This is a genomic window from Microcystis sp. M44BS1, assembly GCF_020244875.1.
GTDB lineage: Bacteria > Cyanobacteriota > Cyanobacteriia > Cyanobacteriales > Microcystaceae > Microcystis > Microcystis panniformis.
In genome coordinates, this window is sequence record NZ_JADBVM010000118.1 from 1 (window position 1) to 18,866 (window position 18,866).

The window sequence follows — 18,866 nt, forward strand, 5'->3', positions numbered from 1 at the left end:
CCACCCCATTCGTTGTCCTTCGCTCGAAATAACTAATTATTTCTCCAAACCAGTTTCGGATTGTTTGACAACTCTTGGTAAAAACACTGGAGGATTTTGCCAACCATTCCGAGATGGATAGCAGTCCCTCTGTCGGATTCTCTGAGGTTTCATAAATCTTTCTAAATTCTTCCTTTAACTCGTGCATCTTTTTCAAATTTGGTCAATTTTCTTTGATAGCTTCTAGTTTGATTTTTTGGGGTTCCGTTAAATCTTCTTCATTTTTTAACAGGCTATATTTACTTCGCTTTAAAACTTCTAGCTTTGCTTCTTTTTCCGCTTTCTGTTTTTTATTTTTCTGCAAAAGATATTTATCAGAAAAGTCATGAGCAAGCTAGAGGTTTAAAGACTGAGCGTGTTCCAATTATTTTTATTAATAAATATTTTACACAATTCATACCAGGTAAGCAAGAGAGCTACGCCACTACTACCGAATCATTACCCAGCGTCAATCCGAAAAACATCCCAAAAACAATGTGAAAGGACATCAAAGTGCCATAAGCAACGGCTACAGATGCCCCGAAAATTATCTGCTCACGGTGGTTAATTGGTGTTGTTCCTGGATCAGTTACTATATAGAAAGTAAAGAGGACAAAAGCCACCCCTGTCATGGGTAATAGGGCGGGGATTAACGGTGTCTGAAAGATAGCACTTCTAAGGATTGCTTGTAAGATAAAAGCCCCTAACCATCCCGCAATTAAAGGCAATTTACGAGTAAAACGGGCATTTAAAAACGTTCCCGTACAAACAATTAAGACGGGTAAAATCCAATCTGCCCAACCGCTTAAATTCTCGGTAAACTGATAGGGGGGCGCGATGCCAATCCAAGGAAATAAGAGTAAGGTAACGCTAATACCAAAATTAGAAGGATTGAGAAAATGACGGGTTTTATCTGCCACTTTTAACCGAAAAATTGCTTTAGAGCCGATAGCCACCGCTACTGCAAACATAATCGGAAATAAACGCTCATTAGCATAGAGTAACATAGCGATCGCTAATGAGGTAATATGGGCAGAAAGCAGAAAATCGATAAACTGACCCATACTTCCTAAATATCTAGGTTTAAAGCCATTTACCCCAGCATCAACGCTTTCTAATAATAATTCTACGCTGTAACCTGTTGCTAAAGCCACCAGAGGTTGCGCCCAAGATTGTTCAAATCCGAGGACGGTATGACCTAAAATATTGAGAAAGGTAATCGCTATGGCAAAGCGTCGTAATCCTGCTAAACGATTAGGTTGATAGGAAACAGTAGAACGCTCTACTGAAGAGCTAAAATAGGGAAGATTAAATAATTGAGTGGTCGTCATGGTTATTGTTGAAGATGAGTTAAAGGAAATTATCTTTCCCAAAAGTGATTTACTGAGTGATGAACCCCCTATGGAAACAGAGTTACATCTGCGTCAATTGATGCTTTTGATCCAATCACTAGAGTTCTTATGGAAAGACCGCCAAGATTTCTATGCTTTTGGTAATCTGACTATTTATTACAGTCCCAATCAACGAAAATCAGAATATTTTAGAGGTCCTGATTTTTTTGTGGTTTTGGGAGTAGCAAGAAAACCCCGTAAAAGTTGGGTAGTGTGGGAAGAAGAGGGGAAATATCCCCATGTCATCATCGAGATTTTGTCTGATTCAACGGCAGAAACCGATCGAGGTCTCAAGAAAGAAATTTATCAGGAAACTTTCCGGACTCCTAATTATTTTTGGTTTGATCCCACCAGTTTAGAATTTAAGGGGTTTCAGTTGATGGCAGGAAAATACGAAGAAATTGCAGCGAATAAACAGGGTTGGTTATGGAGTCAACAGTTAGAATTATTTTTAGGGGTTCATGACAGCCAATTACGCTTTTTTACCCCTGAAGGTAAACTTGTTCCCACCCCTGAAGAAGTGGCAGAAAAGATGGCCCAGAAGTTACAAGATCTAGGGATAGATTGGCGAGATTTGGCTTAAGTTCGACCTGAAATCTCGATCAAGCAAGCTGAACTGCAACTTATGAAGTAATCTGCCCAAATGCTACAGTTAGGCGTTTTTACCGCAATAATAAACAAAAATCGAGCTATATTTGCCAATTCTCGACATGATTTGCTATACTCCAACAAGTAACTACATTCTTCCTCAGCCCCCAATTGGGGGCTTTTTCTTGGTCAAAAAGAAGCGATCGAAGGCTTATTTTGGCTCTTTTTTGCCTTTAAATCTGGGTTCTTCGGTTTGTCTTATGCAATGGACGGGGTTATAAGGAATGAAACCCTTATAGAGAGAGACATTACCGCAATTTTTGTCAATTGTTTGCGATCTGGAGCGAACTAATCAATTAAATCTCTTGCCAGATAAGGATTTAGTCGATTTATGCCCCCATATCGAACCATACCAAGTCCCGAAGAGCCTAAATCCGACTATTGAGCTTAAACCTACGGCAATTAAGCCTAATACAGTTGAAGGTTCGGGAGTCGTCATAGCTGTTTCAAAATAATGGCTCCCAGTCAAAATCCATAAAATTTAATAACATTGCCCTAATGATGACCTCAAGGTAACTATCTGACTTTTTAGTGCCTACTTATCATTTTTGGCAATATTTTATAGACTAGGAATATAGAGATAAAAAAGAGGAAAACCGATGATTACTATACGCAAGGCGGAGGAAAGAGGCCACGCTAACTATGGTTGGTTGGATACCTATCATACCTTTTCTTTTGCCCAATATTATGATCCCCAACAGATTAATTTTAGGAGTCTCAGAGTTATTAATGAGGATAAAGTGATTGGGGGAAAAGGATTTCACACCCACGGACACCAGGATATGGAGATTTTAACCTATGTTTTGGCGGGAGAACTAGAACACCAAGACAGTCTCGGCACGGGTTCCGTGATTCGACACGGTGAAATTCAACGGATGAGCGCGGGAACAGGGATAAAACACAGTGAATTTAATCATTCTGCCACTAATAACCTCCATCTTCTGCAAATTTGGATTATTCCCGACCAAAAAAATCTAGAACCCAGTTATGAACAAAAAGCGATCGCATTTTCTCCCCATACCTTACAACTAATCGCCTCTCCCACCGGTGCCGGTAACGCGGTTAAAGTCCATCAAGACGTTAATCTCTACGCAGGAATTATGCCCCCAGGCCAGTCCCTGACTCATTCCTTCGCTCCCAGTCGTTATGGCTGGTTACAAGTGGCTAGAGGGCAAATAACCCTAAATAGCGTGCATTTACAAGCGGGGGATGGAGCGGCAATTAGCGAGGAAACTTCCTTGGCTATTCAATCTCTAGAAGACTCGGAAATTTTGCTTTTTGACCTAGGGTAGTGGGGTTGAGTGTTAGGAACCCTAGGGGCGAAGTTTTGCTGCCAATTCCCCGGCCGACTTTCAGCCATCAATACTGTCCACCACGCTGAGAAAATCGTTATGGATTAGCTCGGCGATAAAATTCTCCGGATCGGTGATAGGAACAGTAACGCCTTGGCTGGCTACCATATGTGCAGCCATCCGAGTCATGAATTCCTGTCTTGTTTCCGTCATTCTCCCCTGACATTGTTGTAATTTTTCTACCAATTCCAGTGGGGAATCGGCCACCAGTTTATCTCCCTCGCGGGTGACATAAATTGTCATCTTTCCTACCTCCTAAATGATTGGGAACGAGAATTCGGCACTACTAAACCACTTCTTTTCTCGCTATCATTATTGCCAGTTAGTTAGTCCCAGCCTCGTCCGTCTTTCCCTGTTTCCATTATTTTTTCTGGCTCGTCGCCAGGTAATTATTATTATCGCCAAAATAAAAGGATAAATTTGTCAATCTTTGTAACGAAAAATCAAGAAAAACTGTTCTCACCGTATCGCCCTGAACCTTTGCGGGGAAATTTGTTACAATGAATACAAAGGGACTCCCTGAGCCAGATCCCATCCCTAGTAAAAAATTGGCCAGGTGGGGAGCGGAAGTGAATAGTTCCGAGAGGATAGGCATTTGTCAGAGTTTCCCGCTTCCTTTAGTTTTAGGGGGAAAAGCCATGAAATCTGCCACATTATTATCGCCTGATCGACCGCTGCCAGAATTTCTCCGGTCAGCTATCCGAGAACGTTTTCCGGGGAAAGCGATCGATGATCTCAGCATCCGCTACTATGAAAGCGTCGAGGATGTGGGATACGAGTATTTTAACGATCGGGTGTTGCCGGCCTGTAGCGATGAGCCTGTTGTCCGCTATCTTGGCCCGTTTATCTCCTACGTCCGTCTAGGAGAAGCCCTAGTTTTGGATCGGCCAGATGGTCTTGTGGTTTACGAAACCGATCGAGATGTTCCCTGCACGGAAACTGGACCTTTCTGGTTGGTGACTCCTAAATCGCTCTGAAAAAGCCAAACCTGGGTAAGATTTGACGGGTGGAGTCGCCAAGCGACAAAACCCGTCGCATTTTTATAACGCTTGCGATCGCAACCAAGCCACGGGTAAATAGAGCATTTTCTTGGCTAAAGGCACGAAGGCACGACGGGCGAAGACATCGTAGTTATTTGCTTCAATTACGTCTAAAATACCTTGATAAAGCAGTAAAGCCGCCCAAACCGGCCAACGGGAATCGGGATTAAGGGCGCGAATCCCCCTTTCGGCAGAATCATAGTAATAACGGGCCCGCTCAATTTGGAAGCGCATTAACCCCTTCCAACGGTCATCATTAACCCCTTTGAGTAAATCATCTTCGCTGTAGTTAAAACGCTCTAAATCCTCTAAAGGTAGATAAATCCGCCCACGATGGACATCTTCCCCCACATCCCGCAAAATATTGGTTAATTGATTGGCAATACCGAGATCGATCGCTTCTTCTTGGGGAATATAAACGCTTTGATTGCGTCGCCAAGGAGCCGAGCGGTCGCCATGTTCCAATCCTAACACGGCGCTGGACATTAACCCCACCGTTCCCGCCACCCGATAGCAGTACAGTTTTAGTTCATCAAAGGTTTGATAACGACTGCGATAGAGGTCCATCTGTTGCCCGGCGATCATATCCCGAAAGGGTTGGATATCCATGGGGAACTTTTCTAGAGTATCCACGAGAGCGACATCGGCATCCTCGAGGGCAACCCCAGAAAAGACAGTTTCTAGCTGTTTTTCCCATAAATCAAGGGTTTCAGGGGTAGTTAACCGGGCTTGGGGTCCATCGACCAGTTCATCGGTACGACGACACCAGACATAAATTGCCCAGATCGCTTGACGTTTTGCTTTCGGCATCAGGAGAGTACCGAGATAAAACGTTTTGGAATACTTCTCTGTAATCCGGCGACAGAGTTCGTAGGACTCCGCAAGGGAGACGAGGGGTTTGGTGGGGTGGGTCGGTTTTGGCAATTGGAGCATTCTGCTGGGGCGGAATGATTGACTTAGATTAACGGCGAACTGTGGCTAATGATATAGCATTGTCTCACTCAAGGCCATTTTCGTCATTAGTCCCTAGCCAGAGAATTAACGAGCGCTGGACACTGGTGTAGATTGGGTTTTATTCGGGTTTAGCGGTGCTGCGGGGTGATCTTTGCTGATCACTGCCGCCGCTAATTTCCCCGATAAAACCGCTCCTTCCATGCTTCCTAAATATTTTTGCATGGTATAGTCACCGGCGAGATAAAAATTCTCGATCGGAGTTTTCTGAGAAGGTCGATAAGCTTGTCGGCCAGGGGTGGCTTTATAAACCGATCGAGGAGTTTTCACCAGATGGTATTTTAACAATTGACTGGGATTATCGCCAGTAAAATGTTGAGGAAAGAGTTTTTCTAATTCTTTCATCGTGGCGGCGATAATTTCTTCATCGGATTTGCTAATCCAATCCTGAGCAGGAGCGAGAACTAATTCTAACATCGAGCGATCGGGGTTAGCGTATTCTTTACAGGTGTTGCTCATGTCAGCATAAACACTGAGTAAAGGCGAACGGGAGAATAATAAATGATCGATGTCGGTTAGTTTGCGATCAAACCAGAGGTGTAGATTAATAACAGGAACTCCTTCTAATCCTTCTAATTTTTGAAAGAATTTATCTTCTTGCCAAAGTTTAGGCAGTAATACTTTTAATGGATCTACAGGCATTGCAGACACATAAAGATCAGCTTCAAAAAGATAATCTTTCGCACCGTCTAAACCGCGCATTAAGAAGGCTTTAACTGTGCCATCTTCATTTAAGATAATCTCTTTTAAAGGGGCGTTTAAGCACACTTCGCCACCTCTAGCGGTGATGTAATCGACTAAAGGTTGGCAGAGTCTTTCCGTGGGTGAACCATCGAGAAAGGCCATTTTTGAGCCGTTTTTCTCCTGTAAAAAGCGGTTGAGGGCTGTTAGTAGAATCGTGGCGGAAATCTCGTTAGGATCGATAAAGTTTAGAGCTTTCGACATAGCGATAAACACTTCTTTTTCTACCCTAGGAGGGATGTTTTGTTTCTCTAACCATTCCGACCAAGAATATTTATCCATCTCCTCGACGTAACTTTGGCCTTTAATAATGGCAGGGATTAAACCGAGTCCAAATTTAATTTTTTCCTCCCAAGTTAACATATCATTATTGCGAAGAATGGCAACAATACCGTTAATTGGGGCGGGAATATCAGGGAAGTCAAACCGCGAATAAGTCCCCGGTTTTTCTGGCTGATTGAAGATCATCGAGTGTTCTTTCCACTGTAGGCGATCTTCTATGCCCAATTCTTTGAATAATTGCAGCATATTGGCATAAGCACCGAAAAAGATGTGTAAACCGGTTTCGTACCAGTCGCCATCGGCATCTTTCCAAGCGGCAATTTTTCCCCCTAATACATCGCGACGTTCCAGTACGATGGGCGTATGTCCCGCATCGACAAGGTATTTCGCACAAGATAATCCGGCTAGTCCCGCACCAGCGATCGCAACTCGCATCGTTTCCTATCTACTCTCTAATGTCTTGTCTTTATCACATTCGCTATTATACTTCACATTTCGTTACATTTTTTTCAGCTTATCGAGAAGTCAGGAGACTCCGAGACAGGAGACAGGTGATAGGGTTATGGGGTTATAGGGTTTTGGGGTGATAGGGTGATGAGATAGCTTCCCCATCTCCCCACTCCCCCCCCGCAACGCGCACGAAGTGGTCTCCCCACTACCCCACTACCCCACTTCCCCACTACCCCACTTCGCCACTTCCCTCTCCCCAATGCTCCCTGATAACTGATATTGTGATATGTAATTAGCTTAATTCGCTTACCTTTTTAGTTCACGCGTACACCCTCTTCAATCGATCGCTATGACTTTTCCCACTACGTCACCTCAAGTCTCGGAAATAGAGAATAATCGTGCTTGGCATAATTTAACTGGGGAACAAACCCTAGAAATACTGAGAACCAATGGGGAAACCGGCTTAATCGAGGCGGAAATTGTTAAAAGAAAAGATATTTACGGGTTAAATGAACTAAAAGAAACGGGGGGACGTAGCCCGTTAATGATTCTCTGGGAACAGTTTACTAACATTATGTTAGTGATGCTAATTGCCGTGGCGGTGGTTTCAGCAGTTTTGGATCTGAAGAAAGCGGAATTTCCCAAAGATGCGATCGCTATTTTTACAATTGTTATTTTAAACGGTATTTTAGGATATTTACAGGAAAGTCGGGCAGAAAAGGCATTAGCAGCCCTTAAGCAGTTATCCTCGCCCAAAGTTAGAGTTATTCGTAATGGTAGCACCTTTGAAGTGGCGGCCAAGGAACTTGTCCCCGGGGATATCATGTTACTGGAAGCGGGAGTACAAATTGCCGCCGATGGCAGATTATTAGAAGCACAAAACCTGCAAATCCGCGAAGCTGCCTTAACGGGTGAAGCGGAATCGGTGAATAAACAAGCACAGAAGGTTTTACCGGAAGATGCCTCTTTGGGCGATCGCATTAACCTCGTCTATCAGGGTACAGAAGTAGTACAGGGACGGGGGAAAGTGGCGATTACCAAGACGGGAATGGACACGGAAATCGGTAAAATTGCCGCTTTGTTGCAAGGAGTAGAAAGTGAACCAACTCCCCTACAGCAGCGAATGTCGCAGTTAGGTAACGTTTTAGTGAGTGGTTCCCTAGCTTTAGTGGCTGTAGTCGTGCTTTGGGGCGTAATTAGCTCCGGTTGGCAGTTTTTTGAGTCATTATTAGAAACCTCCCTCAGTATGGCTGTGGCTGTTGTCCCCGAAGGTTTACCGGCAGTGGTAACGGTGACATTGGCAATTGGAACCCAAAGAATGGTGAGAAGACAAGCTTTAATCCGTAAATTGCCGGCAGTGGAAACTTTAGGCTCGGTAACGACGATTTGCTCCGATAAAACCGGAACTTTAACTCAAAATAAAATGGTGGTGCAGAAAGTCAATACTTCCCACCATGTCATTACTGTCACGGGGGAAGGTTACGCGCCCATCGGTGAGTTTAATGGTGCTAGTGAAAGTGATCCCGAACTACAGGCAATTTTAACGGCTTGTGTGCTGTGTAATGATGCACTTTTGCAGAATCAAGCTCAAGAATGGTCAATTTTAGGCGATCCCACCGAAGGAGCTTTACTGACTTTAGCGGGTAAAGGAGGACTATATCGGGAAGCATTGGAACCAAAAAGCCCTCGTTTAGGCGAATTTCCCTTTTCTTCCGAACGAAAGAGAATGTCAGTAATCTGTGAGAATGCTCAGTTAGGTTTGGGGGATTCTGCCTATTTAATGTTTACCAAAGGCTCACCGGAATTAATTCTCGAACGTTGTTCTCTGGTCCAAGTTGGGGCGGAAAGTCAACCCTTAACACCTGAACAAAGAAGCCGTATTTTGGCACAAAATGACGAAATGGCGGGTAATGGCCTACGAGTCTTAGGTTTTTCCTATAAACCGATGACAGAAGTGCCAGAAGCGGAAAGAGAAGATAGTGAGGAACAATCCCTGGTTTGGTTGGGATTGGTGGGAATGCTCGATGCACCCCGCAAAGAAGTTAAAGAAGCGGTTGCCCTCTGTCGTCAAGCGGGAATTCGTCCGATTATGATTACCGGAGATCACCAATTAACGGCCAAGGCGATCGCCAGTGAATTAGGCATTGCTGCTGCCGGGGAGCGAGTAATCACGGGTAAAGAATTAGAAAAAATGTCTCAGAATGACCTAGAGGCAGAGGTAGATGGTGTAAGCGTCTATGCTCGCGTTTCTCCCGAACATAAGCTGAGAATCGTCCAAGCTTTGCAAAAACGGGGCAAATTCGTCGCCATGACGGGGGATGGAGTCAATGATGCTCCAGCACTAAAACAAGCGGATATCGGTATCGCCATGGGGATTACGGGAACCGATGTCAGCAAAGAAGCCAGCGATATGATTTTGCTGGATGATAATTTTGCCACCATCGTCGCTGCCACCGAAGAGGGGCGCGTGGTTTACAGCAACATTCGGCGCTTTATTAAATACATTCTCGGCAGTAATATTGGCGAGGTTTTAACCATTGCGGCGGCTCCTCTGCTCGGTTTAGGCGGTGTCCCCCTTTCTCCCTTGCAAATCCTCTGGATGAACCTTGTTACTGACGGTTTACCGGCTCTTGCTCTGGCAATGGAACCCGCCGAACCTAATGTGATGAAACGTCCACCTTTTAGCCCCCGGGAAAGCATTTTCGCCCGCGGTTTGGGTTGGTATATGATTCGCATCGGCATCGTCTTTGCCATTCTCACCATTATTATGATGTACTGGGCTTACCGATATACTCAGGCAACTCCCGAAATCGGAGATCCTGGACGCTGGAAAACCATGGTATTTACTACCCTCTGTTTAGCACAAATGGGTCATGCTTTGGCGGTGCGTTCCCATACCCAGTTAGCTGTGCAAATGAATCCCTTCTCTAATCCTTATATTATTGCCGCCGTGGGCTTGACAACGATCCTACAATTGTTGTTAATTTATGCTCCTCCTCTACAAAACTTCTTCGGTACTCAATGGATTAGTGGCACGGAATTATTAATCTGTTTTGGATTTAGTGCCTTAATGTTTGTTTGGATTGAGTTGGAGAAGTTATTTATTCGCTGGTTCATGACGAAAAAATAAATCAATGCCAACACCAATTATTCTGACTTTAACGGTTTTAGTCGTTGCTTTAGTCGCTTTTGTGGCGGAATGGCTGCCAGTAGATTTAACCGCTTTATCCGTGGCAATTGTCCTCATTCTTTTCGGTTTAGTTACTCCCGAAGAAGGCATCGCCGGATTTAGTAATTCTGCCACGGTGACAGTGATGGCGATGTTTGTGCTTAGTGCCGGAATTACCCGCACGGGAGTGATTCAAGTAGTTCGCGATCGCTTGCTGGTTTGGGGGGGCAAAAATCCCCACCAACAGGTATTTGTACTAGGAGCATTAGTGGGGCCAATTAGTGCTTTTATTAATAACACGGCAGTGGTGGCGATCTTTTTACCTATCGTCGAAGATTGGTGTAAAAAACAAAAAATTTCTCCTTCTAAGTTATTAATTCCCCTTTCCTACGCCACGGTTTTAGCGGGGATGATTACCGTGGTGGGAACTTCTACAAACATTCTCGCTAGTGGTATTTCTGCCAAGCTGGGTTATGGGCAATTTAGCTTATTTCAATTCACTGCTTTGGGGGTAGTAACTTTTTTAGCAGGTTTGATTTATTTAGCAATTTTTGCCCCGAAATTATTACCCGATCGCAAATCTTCCACAGGGGAATTTTTGGACGATGATTATGGTTCTAAAGTATATCTGAGTGAGGTAATTATTAGCCCTCGTTCTAGTCTTATCGGTCAAACTTTATCGGAAAGTGGACTACAAAGAAAGTTTGATTTTGATGTGTTGGAATTAATCAGAAATAAGGTACATTTACCGCAACCTTTAGCCGATAAAGTTCTCAATGCTGGCGATATTTTAATCGTTCACAGTAGTCGGGAAGAACTATTAAAAATTAAGGATGAACGAGGCTTAGAAATCTTTGCCGATGTCAAATTTCACCAAGGAGATATTGAATCGGTAATTACTACAGGTGAGGAAAAATTAGCCGAGGTTTTGCTTCTCTCTAATTCCCGTTTAATTGGGACAACTTTAAAAGATTTGAAATTCCGTCAGCGTTATAACGCAACGGTTTTAGCGATTCGGCGTGGTTCAGAATTACTGCAAGGAAGATTAGGGAAAATTCCTTTAAAGTTTGGCGATTTGCTCTTGGTTCAAGGACCAAAACAGAGTTTTATTGGTTTACAAACCACGCGAGAATTATTAGTCTTAGAAGAGAAAGAAATTGAATCATTGCGACAGGATAAGGGCATTATTGCTTTAATGATTACTTTGTTGGTGATTATTATTGCTGCTTTTGATATTCAACCGATTCTCGTCACCAGTTTAGTTGGGGTGGTTTTAATGGTAATTACTGGCTGTCTAAAACCGGGGGAAGTCTATGGTTCCATTCGTTGGGATATTATCTTTTTATTAGCGGGTTTAATTCCCCTGGGTACTGCCATGGATAACTCGGGAACGACTAAATGGTTGGCAGATAATTTAGTGGCTATCGGCGGCCATCTTTCGGGGTTTTGGATCTTAGTTTTCTTCTATCTAATTACCTCATTTTTAACTGAAATCCTCTCTAATAACGCCGCCGTGGTTTTAATGATTCCCGTCGCCGTGGAAGTGGCGAAAACTTTGGGTTTAAATCCTTTGGCTTTTATGTATGCTGTCACCTTTGCTGCTTCTAATAGTTATCTCACACCAATTGGCTATCAAACTAACACCATGGTTTATGCACCAGGCGGCTATAAATTCCTCGATTTTACCCGTTTGGGTGCGCCCCTAAATTTAATTTTGACGATTTTAACCCCTAGTTTAATTGTCTTGTTTTATGGCTTGAAATAAAGAAAGAGATCGAAGATTCTTCGATCTCTAAAAAGAATTTGATAGTAGTCAAAACTATTTCGATTCAGCGAAGCGTTTACGCAGGGATTCGGCTCGCTTTTTCGCTACGGTATTATTAGGATCAAATTTGAGAGTTTCTTCGTAGGTTTCGAGAGCTTTTTTAGCCATTTGTTTCTTTTCGTAAACATTGCCAAGATTATTAAGAGCGATCGAGTATTGAGGATAAAGTTTAATTGCCTCTTTGTAGTTACGAATCGCTAATTCTAATTGTTCTTGGGCAAAATAGGAAAAACCGATCGCATTATAGATTAGGGATTGATTTTCTGGTTCGATGCTTTCTTCTTCAGAGATTTTTAAAGCCTTTTGCAGTAAACTCAATGCTTGAACATAGAGTTTTTTATCGAGATACAGACTCCCTAATTCATAGTATTCTTTAGCTGTACCTTTTTCTTTTTGCAATTTCTTTTGTAGCTTGTTAAAGGTTCCTTCCACTCGACGGGTTTTAAAGATTTGCACGATGACAAAAATTCCTAAACCAATCACGAAAATTAGCAATCCAGAAACGTAAATAAGCGGCAGGGTATCTTCCATAATTAGCGATCGAGCAATTAATATCTTTATACTTATTCAATCAGATTATAGCAGGATTTAGTCAGTGATCAGTGATCAGTTATCAGTTATCAGTTATCAGTTATCAGTTATCAGATTTGAGTTTTCAGTTCACTGTTCACTGTTCACAGCAAAAAACTCCCTTCTCCCCCCTCCCCACTTCCCACACCCCACACCCCACTTCCCACACCCCCCCGATGTCGGGGGGTTGGGGGGGTAACACCCCACACCCCATCACCCTATCTCCCCATTTCCCGAATTCTCAGAGGTAAACCCCAATAGTTCACCCGTTCTGCTAACCAGCCGGTGGATTCTAGCCGATCGATCGCTTGGTTGACGCGTTCTCGGAGACTTTGGTACTGTAAACCTTTAGGGAGAACGACTCCTAGAGCGATCGCCCCTAACTCGATCGGTAATTGACGATAATTGGGGAATTGCTGCACCCAACCAGTTAAAAGGCTATTATCAGCCGCAAAAGCGTCTATTTCCCCGGTTTCCAGTAAATTTAAAGCTTCTTGATAGGAAGCAACCCCGCGCAGGATAGCGTTAGGCAAATTGGAACGCACAAGGGCGATTGTCGTCGAGCCGTTGAGTACGGCGATTCTAGAGTTAGCTAAGTCTTCTAAACGCTGCAATTGCGGGTTTTTCGTCACAAAACCGCTGCTATCGAGGTAATAAAAGGGGCTAAAATCCACTAAGCGCTGACGTGCAGGAGTAATCGCCACACGAGCGATCGCCAAATCCACCCGATCATCAATAACCACCTGTAAACGTTCTTGATTACTAACGGGTTTGAGAATAATAGCACTGTCAGAACCGAGAATTTCTGACGCTAGACGTTTAGCGATGTCGATTTCCAATCCTTGCAGATTCCCCTGAGAATCAAGGAAAGCGAGGGGAGGGAGATTATTTTTGACAGCGACAATTAATTTTCCCCTGCGTATAATTGTATCGAGATCGGCGCTAAAACTTGGGGCTACACCCAAGAGCAAAAAACCAAGAATAAATAACAAATTTTTCATACTGTTTTACCTAAACTAACTCGATTCCTACCTTGATTTTTAGCGGCAAACATGGCATGATCAGCCCGCTCGATCACCGCTTCTAGATTATTATCTTCAGGGCTAAATGTTGCCACACCAATACTAGCAGTAACTCGCACTTTTTGTCGATCAATTTCAATATTTAACTTGTTAATTACTTGACAAATGCGCCAGGCTGTGGTAGCAGCATCTTCAAGATTAGTTTCTGGGAGAATAGCGACAAATTCCTCGCCCCCAAAGCGCCCAAAACTATCCACTTGACGCAGACAGTTTTTAATTGCCCCAGCGACAGTAATTAAAGTTTTGTCCCCTAGGAGATGACCAAAGGTATCGTTAATATGTTTAAAATGGTCGATATCAATGAATACAAGCGAAAAATAACGATGATAACGACGACATCGTTGCAATTCTTTCTCGCCCAAGGCGAGAATCTCTCGACGATTATTTACCCCAGTTAGGCTATCAGTTCTGACTAGCTGTTCTAGTTGAGAATTGATATTTTTCAGTTCTTCTTGCGTTTTTTTCAGTTCTAAATGAATTTTAACTTTGGCTAACAGTTCCCAACTATAAAAGGGTTTATTTACATAGTCCACAGCCCCAGAATTAAAAGCATTGATAATATCTTCTTTTTTCTTACTATCTGTTACAAAAATAATCGGTATATGAGCGTATAAAATGTCAGATTTTAGTCTTCGACAAAGCTCTATTCTCGTCATATCTGGCATCATTAAGTCAAGAATAATTAGGTCAGGATTAGCAGTTTTTACTCGTTCTATTGCCTGTTTAACACTACTAGCATAAGTGGTGGTATAACCAGCAGAATCAAGAATATTCACAGCTAATTGGAGATTTTTGCCCACATCATCAACAACTAAAACTAGACAGTCTTCAGCAGAAAATTTAATCATCATCAGTCAGTATAAGTAATCAAGTCAAGGAGAAAATAGAGATACAATTATTAGTGATAAGCTGTTCGTAATTTAAATTGCTTGTTGAGACGAGGCAAGAGGCAAGAGTCAACAGTAAAGGGATTGGGAGAGATTCGGCTAATCTAAGAATAAGCGGTTTAAATACCTCTTAGCTTACAGCATTTCTGATAAAAATGAAGTATGATGGGATTGGGCATCACCCCCAAAGGTTAAGCTTGTCCCTAGTTTCTAGAAGTCCGCTTTTTTCGACTAGAATCAAAAAAGCCAGCCAGAATAGCCACAATTTAAAAAATTTCTCCTCTTAGACTTGACGTGAAAGAGTCCCTTAACCCTACTTCTTTGGATCTCAAAACCATTTTTCCCTTTAAACTCGACGACTTCCAGCACTCGGCGATCGCCGCTCTCGCTGCCGGTAAATCAGTGGTCGTCTGCGCTCCCACGGGTTCCGGCAAAACTTTAATCGGAGAATACGCTATCTATCGCGCCCTAGAAAGGGGCAAACGGGTTTTCTACACCACTCCCCTGAAAGCTCTTTCTAACCAAAAATTCCGGGATTTTCAAGAAAAATTCGGTCGCACCCCCACCGATGGCGATGAGGATTCCCCGCTGCTCTTTGCCGAAGTGGGATTGATTACCGGGGATGTGGTGATCAATCCTTCAGCATTAATTGTAGTCATGACTACAGAAATTTTTCGCAATATGCTGTATAAAACCCCGATCGGTCAGGTAGGCACTTCCCTAGAAAACGTGGAAACCCTGGTTCTCGATGAATGTCACTATATCAGCGATCGAGGTCGCGGCACCGTTTGGGAAGAATCAATTATCTACTGTCCCCCTAGTATCCAATTAGTCGCCCTCTCCGCCACCATCGGCAACCCCGGGGAACTCACCGACTGGATTAACTGGGTGCGGCAACTGCCCCAATCCGGCGACAATAAACAGACCTCCAGCTGCGAGCTAATTAACTCCGATTTTCGCCCCGTCCCCCTGCGCTTTTATTTCGTTAATAAAGAGGGATTATTCCCGCTGCTCGACCCAAAACAGAGCAAAGTTAACCCGAAACTACGCTCAAAAGTCGGCCACGGCAAACCCCGACGCTTAAAACGAGAAGATTGTCCCACCATCGCCTCCATTGTCACCACTCTGCGGGACAAGGATATGCTCCCGGCTATTTACGTCATTTTCAGCCGTAAAGGTTGCGATCAGGCGATTCGAGAGCTAAAAAACCTCAATCTCGTTAATCCAGAAGAAGCTAGAGCCATTTACTACCGTTTACTCATTTTCTTCCTGGAAGATAATCCCAATCTGCAAGAACTGACCCTTTCCTTCTTTGCCGTCGAAAATCCGCCCCTACACCAGAAATTACTGGCTTTTTTCGCTAATAACCCCCAGTCTGACGAGCAACTCCTCAGCCTCTTAACCGCCGACCCCGAGACGAAAAACCAACTGTTTGAATTCCTGGCCAGTGCTTCCCAATTGGTGCGGGCCGACCAAGTGGAACCCCTCACCCGGGGCTGTGGTGTTCACCATGCCGGGATTTTACCCCTCTGGAAAGAATTAGTCGAACAACTCTTTGAAGCCGGTTTAATTAAGGTGGTTTTTGCCACCGCTACCCTCTCGGCCGGGATTAATATGCCCGCCCGCACCACCGTTATCTCAGCCCTCTCCAAACGCACCGATGATGGCCATAGTATGCTGACTCCCTCGGAATTTGTCCAGATTGCCGGCCGGGCGGGTCGCCGGGGAATGGACGCGGTGGGCCATGTGGTGACAGTACAAACGCCCTTTGAAGGGGCAAAAGAAGCGGCTTTTCTGGCCACCGCCCAACCGGAACCCCTGCAAAGCTGTTTTGCGCCCAGTTACGGCATGGTCTTAAATCTCCTGCAAAAACACAGTCTAGAGGAGGCCAAAGACCTCTTAGAGCGCAGTTTCGCCGAATATCTCGCTCGTTTGAAGTTAAGCCCCGAACGACAACAGATTACCGCCTTAACCACCGAATTAGCCAAGTTGGATATGGAGTTAGCCGGTATCGAACGGGAGCAGGTCTTCAGTTACGAAAAGCTACGGGAAAGACTGCGGGAAGAAGAAAGACTGTATAAAATCATCGCTAGTCAGTCAGAGGCCCAGAAAAGACAGGAAATACATCTAAAATTGCCGAATATTCCCGTCGGAACTATCCTCCATCTCAAGGGCAAACATATTAAGGTCCCCGTCCCCGTCCCCGCTATCTTTGTCAATACCCTGCACGGCGCTGGTCAAGTGCGAACCCTTGTTTGTTTAGGTAGTGATAATCGCTGGTATTTAGCCGCCTATGCCGATATTAGCGAGATCGATCGAGGTTTTCTCACTCCTGCGGCATTAGGCGAACTGATACCCCCTTCCCTAGAAGCTGTTTCCCTAGGGGGTTGGCGCAAGGGTGAGGAAAATACTCAGGCGATCGCCGATTTAATCCCCCAACAAGTGCAGGGCATCCCACCAGTGGCGGAACTGGCAACACAATCACAAAAAATTGAAATTGTCAATAGTCAAATTGCCGCTCATCCCCTGCAAAAACGCAAAAATCCAGGGCGATTGATGAAATTATACTACGATCGAGAGATTGCTCGCGATAAGTTACACAAGACCCAGATTAAATACCAAAAACAACAATCGCGTAAATCCTACTACTGGGAAGAATTTCTGAATCTAATCGAGATTTTGCGGGAATTCCAAGCATTAGAGGGTTATTTGCCCACTCCCCTGGGAGAAGCGGCGGCCACTATTCGCGGGGAAAATGAACTCTGGTTAGGATTAGCGATGATGTCCGGAGATTTGGACCGATTGACTCCTAGCCAACTAGCCGCCGCCATCAGCGCTATAATTACGGAACCCCCTCGCCCCGATACTTGGTGCAATTACCCACCTGTGCCAGAAGTTATCGATATTTTGCGACAAGGAGAGGGAAATTCCCCCGGTTTGCGAGAAGTTCGCCGTTTACTCTATCAAGCTCAATCTCGCTACGATATCACTATTCCTGTCTGGTTAGAAACCCAACTGATGGGGATTGCCTCCCGTTGGGCCCAGGGGACATCCTGGCCAGAATTGTGCGAAAATACTAGCCTCGATGAGGGAGATCTAGTGCGATTATTACGGCGCACCGTCGATGTTCTCTGGCAAATTCCCCAAATTCCCCGGGTTTCTCAAGTCCTTAAAGATAATGCCCGTCTTGCCGTCACAGCCATGAAGCGCTTTCCTTTGTAATATTGATCGCTCTTTTAAACAATGGGAGATGGTAGGGAAAGTAACTGTTGGTGGATTTGCTCGATTAGGGCGAGGATTTGCTGATAATTGTGGTGCAATCCCTGATGATAGAGGTGATTTGCTCCTTGATTTAAATCCGCCAAAGCTGATTGATAATAACCCAATTGATGCCGCAGTAATCCCCTTCTAATATAAGCATCGGCATAAAAAGGATCAATGGCAATCGCTCGATTTAAATGGGCGATCGAGCGGTCGTATTCACCTAATTGGTCAGCGGTACAAGCTAGATTATAGTAGGCTGAGGCGTTATTTTTATTTAACCGGAGAGCTTGAGTAAAATCCGCTTTGGCTGAGGTAAAATTGTGGAGGGCTAAATGAGATAAACCTCGATCATTATAAATAGTGGCTAAAGTGTCGGGTTGCTGGTTAGTAATTTGACGCAAGGATTGATTAAAATCCGCTAGGGCAAGGGGATAATTTTTCATAGCCGCCTGAACTAAACCTCGATTATAGTAGGCTTGATAATAGGTGGGTTTTAGCCGGATAGTCTGGTTATAATCGGTCAGTGCCTGTGAATAATCTCCCAAACGATAAAAAGCTAAACCCCGATGGAAATAGGCTAGATAATTATCAGATTGCTGTTGTAAAGAGCGCGTGCAGTCTTGCCAAGCGTGCAGATAATCCTGTAAATAAATCTCAGTTAAACAGCGATTACTGTAGGCTAGGGCCAAGTTATTTTCCTGTTCCAGCGACTGATTGAAATCCTGCAAAGCTTGCTGATAATTACCCGCCTCTAGTTGTTCAATTCCCGATCGCAGCCAGTAGGATAAATGTACTGATTGAATCGCTTTTCCCGGCCGAGGCAATCCCCCCAGCACAAGCGAGCAGAGCAGTGCAACCATAACCAATCCACCGAGGCGAGGAAGAAAATTTTTCAAAACCGTTGACATAGGAGTATCTTTGTGCATATACTCCCAATTCTGAGGAAACTTTCTCGATCGATCAACAGACAGCCTGTCAAATACAGGAGTCAGTTATCAGTTATCAGTTATCAGTTATCAGATGTGAGTTTTCAGTTCACTGATTACTGTTTACTGTTCACTGTTCACTGAAAATACACCCCACACCCCCCAGTCTAGGACTGGTCTATGTCTGTAGAGGTCGGGGCTGCGATAAGC

At 44.1% G+C, this 18,866-nt stretch carries 15 protein-coding genes and 1 pseudogene; 6 read left to right on the forward strand and 10 right to left on the reverse strand.

Annotation, left to right across the window (positions count from 1 at the left end; all coding sequences use genetic code 11):
- Together IM515_RS08975 and IM515_RS08980 are read right to left on the reverse strand one after the other, a co-directional pair.
- Window positions 1-340: pseudogene (locus IM515_RS08975) on the reverse strand (ISL3 family transposase); the annotation flags it as partial.
- Window positions 341-455: 115 nt separating this feature from the next.
- Window positions 456-1,349 carry an enediyne biosynthesis protein UnbU gene (locus IM515_RS08980; RefSeq protein ID WP_287627696.1) on the reverse strand — a complete coding sequence of 298 codons (894 nt, stop codon included), beginning with the start codon at window positions 1,347-1,349 and terminating at the stop codon, window positions 456-458.
- Between IM515_RS08980 and IM515_RS08985 the strand changes: the two genes are divergently transcribed.
- On the forward strand, window positions 1,348-1,992 hold the full coding sequence (locus IM515_RS08985) for a Uma2 family endonuclease (protein WP_043996833.1): 645 nt from the start codon (window positions 1,348-1,350) through the stop codon (window positions 1,990-1,992). The two genes, IM515_RS08980 and IM515_RS08985, sit on opposite strands and share 2 nt — an antisense overlap.
- A 357-nt stretch (window positions 1,993-2,349) precedes the next feature.
- On the opposite strand, the gene IM515_RS08990 is transcribed toward IM515_RS08985, so the two are convergent.
- A complete protein-coding gene (locus IM515_RS08990) occupies window positions 2,350-2,496 on the reverse strand; it encodes a PEP-CTERM sorting domain-containing protein (protein ID WP_155120177.1) in 147 nt (48 codons plus the stop codon).
- A gap of 160 nt (window positions 2,497-2,656) precedes the next feature.
- On the opposite strand from IM515_RS08990, the gene IM515_RS08995 reads away from it, so the two are divergent.
- Window positions 2,657-3,349, forward strand: coding sequence for a pirin family protein (locus IM515_RS08995; protein WP_287627697.1), 693 nt, complete (start codon window positions 2,657-2,659; stop codon window positions 3,347-3,349).
- Window positions 3,350-3,409: 60 nt separating this feature from the next.
- Here IM515_RS08995 and IM515_RS09000 read toward each other — a convergent pair whose 3' ends face one another.
- Window positions 3,410-3,652 (reverse strand): hypothetical protein, encoded by a 243-nt coding sequence (locus IM515_RS09000; protein WP_002769725.1) that lies wholly within the window; start codon window positions 3,650-3,652, stop codon window positions 3,410-3,412.
- Window positions 3,653-3,909: 257 nt separating this feature from the next.
- Here IM515_RS09000 and IM515_RS09005 point away from each other — a divergent pair, with 257 nt between their 5' ends.
- Entirely contained in the window at window positions 3,910-4,386 is a 477-nt protein-coding gene (locus tag IM515_RS09005; protein ID WP_287633297.1) for a hypothetical protein, read from the forward strand.
- Between the two features lie 63 nt (window positions 4,387-4,449).
- Here IM515_RS09005 and crtB read toward each other — a convergent pair whose 3' ends face one another.
- Both crtB and pds read right to left on the reverse strand, forming a co-directional pair.
- Window positions 4,450-5,382: a 15-cis-phytoene synthase CrtB gene (crtB, locus tag IM515_RS09010; protein ID WP_287627699.1), complete on the reverse strand. Its 933-nt coding sequence runs from the start codon at window positions 5,380-5,382 to the stop codon at window positions 4,450-4,452.
- 105 nt (window positions 5,383-5,487) lie between these two features.
- A complete protein-coding gene (gene pds / locus IM515_RS09015; RefSeq protein ID WP_287627700.1) occupies window positions 5,488-6,918 on the reverse strand; it encodes a 15-cis-phytoene desaturase in 1,431 nt (476 codons plus the stop codon).
- A 364-nt stretch (window positions 6,919-7,282) separates the two neighbouring features.
- Between pds and IM515_RS09020 the strand changes: the two genes are divergently transcribed.
- The gene (locus IM515_RS09020) at window positions 7,283-10,063 is read left to right on the forward strand and encodes a cation-translocating P-type ATPase (RefSeq protein WP_287627701.1); all 2,781 of its coding nucleotides are present in this window, start codon (window positions 7,283-7,285) and stop codon (window positions 10,061-10,063) included.
- 4 nt (window positions 10,064-10,067) lie between these two features.
- Complete coding sequence (locus tag IM515_RS09025; protein ID WP_287627702.1) at window positions 10,068-11,867, forward strand: SLC13 family permease; 1,800 nt, start codon at window positions 10,068-10,070, stop codon at window positions 11,865-11,867.
- 54 nt (window positions 11,868-11,921) lie between these two features.
- Here the strand turns inward: IM515_RS09025 and IM515_RS09030 are convergent, their stop codons facing one another.
- The 3 genes from IM515_RS09030 to IM515_RS09040 form a co-directional block, all read right to left on the reverse strand.
- Window positions 11,922-12,458 carry a tetratricopeptide repeat protein gene (locus IM515_RS09030; RefSeq protein ID WP_287627703.1) on the reverse strand — a complete coding sequence of 179 codons (537 nt, stop codon included), beginning with the start codon at window positions 12,456-12,458 and terminating at the stop codon, window positions 11,922-11,924.
- A 257-nt stretch (window positions 12,459-12,715) separates the two neighbouring features.
- Window positions 12,716-13,498 (reverse strand): transporter substrate-binding domain-containing protein, encoded by a 783-nt coding sequence (locus tag IM515_RS09035; RefSeq protein ID WP_071824513.1) that lies wholly within the window; start codon window positions 13,496-13,498, stop codon window positions 12,716-12,718.
- Entirely contained in the window at window positions 13,495-14,427 is a 933-nt protein-coding gene (locus IM515_RS09040; protein WP_287627712.1) for a GGDEF domain-containing response regulator, read from the reverse strand. Before IM515_RS09040 ends, IM515_RS09035 begins: the two co-directional genes overlap by 4 nt.
- Before the next feature lie 333 nt (window positions 14,428-14,760).
- Here IM515_RS09040 and IM515_RS09045 point away from each other — a divergent pair, with 333 nt between their 5' ends.
- Window positions 14,761-17,688 carry a DEAD/DEAH box helicase gene (locus IM515_RS09045; protein ID WP_287627704.1) on the forward strand — a complete coding sequence of 976 codons (2,928 nt, stop codon included), beginning with the start codon at window positions 14,761-14,763 and terminating at the stop codon, window positions 17,686-17,688.
- A gap of 14 nt (window positions 17,689-17,702) precedes the next feature.
- On the opposite strand, the gene IM515_RS09050 is transcribed toward IM515_RS09045, so the two are convergent.
- Entirely contained in the window at window positions 17,703-18,656 is a 954-nt protein-coding gene (locus tag IM515_RS09050; RefSeq protein ID WP_287627705.1) for a tetratricopeptide repeat protein, read from the reverse strand.
- Window positions 18,657-18,866: the final 210 nt, after the last annotated feature.